Here is a 2699-nt window from a genome sequence, read left to right on the forward strand (position 1 = left end):
TTTCCGTCCCCTTTGTCTCCGTGACATACGGCACAGAAGTATCCATAGAGTTCTTTACCTGCAGCAAGATTTTCTTCAGTAACCGGAAGTGGGTTTTTTGAATTTTCTCTTGCGTCTGCAAATCCCTCAAGGGTATTTTCATACTCATAGACGCTATGTCCTCTTGGTATGGTACCTTCTACTGGGAGTTTAGCTGATTGTTCATTGACAAAAAGTGATCCTTCACTATATGCTTCATAAGCCACAGACTCATACATATTGGGCATGAACTGATAGTTTGGACTCTTGCTGTCTGAACAAGATGTCAAGCTTAAAACGATTAAAAATACGAATATATAAGCGCTCTTTTTCATTGGAATTATTCTTGCTTATCTATTAAATTAACTTCAACTGCACCGGTATTTTGAAGGAACATGGAAAGTTCTTCAACACTATGGTTTTCAACATCAATTTCCATCAGGAAGTGATCGTCTGTTGTTCTTACATCGGGGTTTTCTGCTTGTTTGAATGGCCACAATTTACTTCTCAAATAAAACGTGATTACCATTAAGTGAGCAGCAAAAAACACGGTTAATTCGAACATTACCGGCACAAAAGCCGGCATATTTTCAATATAACTAAAGCTAGGTTTACCTCCAATATCCTGAGGCCAGTCTTCTATCATAATATAGTTCATCATCACTATGGAAACTGCTAAGCCGATTATCCCATAAATGAATGAAGTAATGGCGAGTCTTGTTGGCGCCAGTCCCATTGCTTTATCTAGACCGTGAACGGGAAATGGAGTATAAATTTCCCCAATGTGATAATGTGCCTTTTTAGTATCCTTAACGGCTTGCATTAAAACATCATCGTCTGTATATAGTGCGTGAATAACTTTTGATGCCATGGCTATTCTTTGTTTTTAGTGTTGTCTTTAACAATTACTACTGAATGATCTACATCATCACCGTGTTTAGCTCTTAAGTTTTTATAAGTCGCTCCGGATGATTTCAAAATTGATTTTACTTCTGCCTGAGCGATTACAGGGAAACTTCTTGAATACAACAAAAAGAGTACAAAGAAGAAACCAATAGTTCCAATAAATATCCCGATATCAACAAATGTGGGAGAGAACATTGTCCAGGAAGATGGCAGGTAATCTCTGTGAAGCGAGGTCACAATGATTACAAAACGCTCAAACCACATTCCGATATTCACCACAATAGAGATGATAAATGAGAACATTATACTGGTACGTAATTTTTTAAACCACATAAACTGAGGAGAGAATACGTTACAGGTCATCATTGCCCAATATGCCCACCAGTAGGGTCCTGTTGCACGGTTTAGGAAGGCATATTGTTCATATTCCACTCCTGAATACCAGGCGATGAATAATTCAGTAATGTAAGCGACTCCAACTATAGAACCCGTAATCATAATAACGATGTTCATCAATTCAATATGTTGAATCGTGATATAGTCTTCCAGATGTGAAACCTTTCTCATAATTATAAGAAGGGTATTTACCATGGCAAATCCTGAAAATACCGCACCTGCAACAAAGTAAGGCGGGAAAATCGTGGTGTGCCAACCAGGAATTACCGATGTAGCAAAGTCAAAAGATACAATGGTGTGAACTGAGAGTACAAGGGGGGTTGCCAAACCGGCCAAAACCAGTGAAACCTCTTCAAATCGTTGCCAGTCTTTTGCTCTTCCGCTCCATCCAAAGGAAACTATACTGTAAATTCTTTTTGTAAAAGGAGTAATTGCCCTGTCTCTTATCATTGCAAAATCAGGTAGTAATCCAGTCCACCAGAACACCAGTGAAACCGAAAGGTAGGTAGAGATTGCAAATACGTCCCAGAGTAAGGGTGAGTTAAAGTTCACCCAAAGAGATCCAAACTGGTTTGGTATAGGCACTACCCAATAACCTAACCAAGGACGCCCCATGTGAATGAGCGGAAAAAGACCTGCTTGCATCACAGAAAAAATTGTCATTGCTTCGGCCGAACGGTTGATGGCCATTCTCCATTTTTGTCTGAATAGCAATAGTACAGCAGAGATGAGTGTCCCTGCGTGACCAATACCAACCCACCAAACAAAGTTTGTAATATCCCAGGCCCATCCAACGGTTTTATTCAAACCCCATACGCCAATTCCGGTTGCTATGGTGTAAACTATACAGCCCACTCCCCAAAGGAACGCGACTAAGGCAATAGAAAAAACTATCCACCAAGATTTATTAGCTCTACCTTCAACAGGTGCGGCTACATCAACAGTTACATCGTGATAGGTTTTTTCTCCTAAAACTAATGGCCTTCTTATAGGTGCTTCGTAATGAGACATATCCTTTTTTAAATGTTTCTAATTATACTTCTTCTGTATTTCTTACTTTCACTTGATACATTACATTTGGTTTGGTTCCCAAATATTCAATCAAATGATATTTACGTTTATCTTTTAATTTGGTAACAATTTCGGCTTTTTCATCGTTAATATCACCAAAAATCATTGCCCCTTTATCACAGGCTGCTGAACAAGCTGTTTGGAATTCACCATCCTTAATTGGCCTACCTTCTTTTTTAGCTTCCAGGATGGTTAGTTGTGTTTTTTGAATACACATTGAACATTTTTCCATAACACCTCTAGAGCGTACTGTTACATCGGGGTTTACCACCATTCTTCCAAGGTCATTATTCATATGATAATCAAAC

The 2699-nt window shown here is 38.9% G+C and carries 2 protein-coding genes and 2 pseudogenes; all 4 read right to left on the minus strand.

The genetic code is table 11. From position 1 onward, the window contains the following. Positions 1-353 (minus strand): annotated as a pseudogene (locus tag AACY61_RS11975) (cytochrome c); the annotation flags it as partial. 5 nt (positions 354-358) lie between these two features. Continuing rightward, positions 359-889 (minus strand): DUF3341 domain-containing protein, encoded by a 531-nt coding sequence (locus AACY61_RS11980; protein WP_339611812.1) that lies wholly within the window; start codon positions 887-889, stop codon positions 359-361. A gap of 2 nt (positions 890-891) precedes the next feature. Further along, positions 892-2331 carry an NrfD/PsrC family molybdoenzyme membrane anchor subunit gene (nrfD, locus tag AACY61_RS11985; RefSeq protein WP_339611813.1) on the minus strand — a complete coding sequence of 480 codons (1440 nt, stop codon included), beginning with the start codon at positions 2329-2331 and terminating at the stop codon, positions 892-894. Between the two features lie 22 nt (positions 2332-2353). Next, a pseudogene (locus AACY61_RS11990) lies at positions 2354-2699 on the minus strand (quinol:cytochrome C oxidoreductase); the annotation flags it as partial.

Source organism: uncultured Planktosalinus sp., from assembly GCF_963973675.1.
Lineage (GTDB): Bacteria > Bacteroidota > Bacteroidia > Flavobacteriales > Flavobacteriaceae > Planktosalinus.

What these genes read in the sequence shown, in the direction of transcription:
- AACY61_RS11980 (WP_339611812.1), bottom strand. Translation starts at nt 889, where the DNA reads ATGGCATCAAAAGTTATTCACGCACTATATACAGACGATGATGTTTTA.
- nrfD (WP_339611813.1), bottom strand. Translation starts at nt 2,331, where the DNA reads ATGTCTCATTACGAAGCACCTATAAGAAGGCCATTAGTTTTAGGAGAA.